The sequence below is a fragment of the Pseudocitrobacter sp. 2023LY-00077 genome (assembly GCF_055796175.1).
Map to the genome: position 1 here is coordinate 1 of NZ_JBSPEI010000045.1, position 2,953 is coordinate 2,953.

At 52.5% G+C, this 2,953-nt stretch carries 2 rRNA genes; both read left to right on the forward strand.

What is annotated here, in order from left to right:
- Positions 1–2,734: ribosomal RNA gene (locus ACWWFX_RS25000) — 23S ribosomal RNA — on the forward strand; the annotation flags it as partial.
- 96 nt (positions 2,735–2,830) lie between these two features.
- A 5S ribosomal RNA gene (gene rrf, locus ACWWFX_RS25005) occupies positions 2,831–2,946 on the forward strand.
- Positions 2,947–2,953 lie beyond the last annotated feature (7 nt).

The window sequence follows — 2,953 nt, forward strand, 5'->3', positions numbered from 1 at the left end:
GAAGCGAACCGGGGGAACTGAAACATCTAAGTACCCCGAGGAAAAGAAATCAACCGAGATTCCCCCAGTAGCGGCGAGCGAACGGGGAGCAGCCCAGAGTCTGAATCAGCATGTGTGTTAGTGGAAGCGTCTGGAAAGTCGCACGATACAGGGTGAAAGTCCCGTACACCAAAATGCACATGTTGTGAACTCGAAGAGTAGGGCGGGACACGTGGTATCCTGTCTGAATATGGGGGGACCATCCTCCAAGGCTAAATACTCCTGACTGACCGATAGTGAACCAGTACCGTGAGGGAAAGGCGAAAAGAACCCCGGCGAGGGGAGTGAAAAAGAACCTGAAACCGTGTACGTACAAGCAGTGGGAGCCTCTTTTATGGGGTGACTGCGTACCTTTTGTATAATGGGTCAGCGACTTATATTCTGTAGCAAGGTTAACCGAATAGGGGAGCCGAAGGGAAACCGAGTCTTAACTGGGCGTTAAGTTGCAGGGTATAGACCCGAAACCCGGTGATCTAGCCATGGGCAGGTTGAAGGTTGGGTAACACTAACTGGAGGACCGAACCGACTAATGTTGAAAAATTAGCGGATGACTTGTGGCTGGGGGTGAAAGGCCAATCAAACCGGGAGATAGCTGGTTCTCCCCGAAAGCTATTTAGGTAGCGCCTCGTGAACTCATCTTCGGGGGTAGAGCACTGTTTCGGCTAGGGGGTCATCCCGACTTACCAACCCGATGCAAACTACGAATACCGAAGAATGTTATCACGGGAGACACACGGCGGGTGCTAACGTCCGTCGTGAAGAGGGAAACAACCCAGACCGCCAGCTAAGGTCCCAAAGTCACAGTTAAGTGGGAAACGATGTGGGAAGGCTCAGACAGCCAGGATGTTGGCTTAGAAGCAGCCATCATTTAAAGAAAGCGTAATAGCTCACTGGTCGAGTCGGCCTGCGCGGAAGATGTAACGGGGCTAAACTGTGCACCGAAGCTGCGGCAGCGACACTATGTGTTGTTGGGTAGGGGAGCGTTCTGTAAGCCGTTGAAGGTGTGTCGTGAGGCATGCTGGAGGTATCAGAAGTGCGAATGCTGACATAAGTAACGATAAAGCGGGTGAAAAGCCCGCTCGCCGGAAGACCAAGGGTTCCTGTCCAACGTTAATCGGGGCAGGGTGAGTCGACCCCTAAGGCGAGGCCGAAAGGCGTAGTCGATGGGAAACAGGTTAATATTCCTGTACTTGGTGTTACTGCGAAGGGGGGACGGAGAAGGCTATGTTGGCCGGGCGACGGTTGTCCCGGTTTAAGCGTGTAGGTGGGAAGTTTAGGTAAATCCGGACTTCTTTTAACACTGAGACGTGATGACGAGGCACTACGGTGCTGAAGTAACAAATGCCCTGCTTCCAGGAAAAGCCTCTAAGCATCAGGTAACATTGAATCGTACCCCAAACCGACACAGGTGGTCAGGTAGAGAATACCAAGGCGCTTGAGAGAACTCGGGTGAAGGAACTAGGCAAAATGGTGCCGTAACTTCGGGAGAAGGCACGCTGATATGTAGGTGAAGTGATTTACTCATGGAGCTGAAATCAGTCGAAGATACCAGCTGGCTGCAACTGTTTATTAAAAACACAGCACTGTGCAAACACGAAAGTGGACGTATACGGTGTGACGCCTGCCCGGTGCCGGAAGGTTAATTGATGGGGTTAGCGGCAACGCGAAGCTCTTGATCGAAGCCCCGGTAAACGGCGGCCGTAACTATAACGGTCCTAAGGTAGCGAAATTCCTTGTCGGGTAAGTTCCGACCTGCACGAATGGCGTAATGATGGCCAGGCTGTCTCCACCCGAGACTCAGTGAAATTGAACTCGCTGTGAAGATGCAGTGTACCCGCGGCAAGACGGAAAGACCCCGTGAACCTTTACTATAGCTTGACACTGAACATTGAGCCTTGATGTGTAGGATAGGTGGGAGGCTTTGAAGTGTGGACGCCAGTCTGCATGGAGCCAACCTTGAAATACCACCCTTTAATGTTTGATGTTCTAACGTAGACCCGTGATCCGGGTTGCGGACAGTGTCTGGTGGGTAGTTTGACTGGGGCGGTCTCCTCCCAAAGAGTAACGGAGGAGCACGAAGGTTAGCTAATCCTGGTCGGACATCAGGAGGTTAGTGCAATGGCATAAGCTAGCTTGACTGCGAGCGTGACGGCGCGAGCAGGTGCGAAAGCAGGTCATAGTGATCCGGTGGTTCTGAATGGAAGGGCCATCGCTCAACGGATAAAAGGTACTCCGGGGATAACAGGCTGATACCGCCCAAGAGTTCATATCGACGGCGGTGTTTGGCACCTCGATGTCGGCTCATCACATCCTGGGGCTGAAGTAGGTCCCAAGGGTATGGCTGTTCGCCATTTAAAGTGGTACGCGAGCTGGGTTTAGAACGTCGTGAGACAGTTCGGTCCCTATCTGCCGTGGGCGCTGGAGAATTGAGGGGGGCTGCTCCTAGTACGAGAGGACCGGAGTGGACGCATCACTGGTGTTCGGGTTGTCATGCCAATGGCATTGCCCGGTAGCTACATGCGGAAGAGATAAGTGCTGAAAGCATCTAAGCACGAAACTTGCCCCGAGATGAGTTCTCCCTGACTCCTTGAGAGTCCTGAAGGAACGTTGAAGACTACGACGTTGATAGGCTGGGTGTGTAAGTGCAGCGATGCATTGAGCTAACCAGTACTAATGAACCGTGAGGCTTAACCTTACAACGCCGAAGATGTTTTGGCGAAGAGACATCGATAAGTAAGCTTGATAACAGATTAAATTAACCGGCGTAAGCGGGTTAATACAACAGAATTTGCCTGGCGGCACTAGCGCGGTGGTCCCACCTGACCCCATGCCGAACTCAGAAGTGAAACGCCGTAGCGCCGATGGTAGTGTGGGGTCTCCCCATGCGAGAGTAGGGAACTGCCAGGCATCAAAT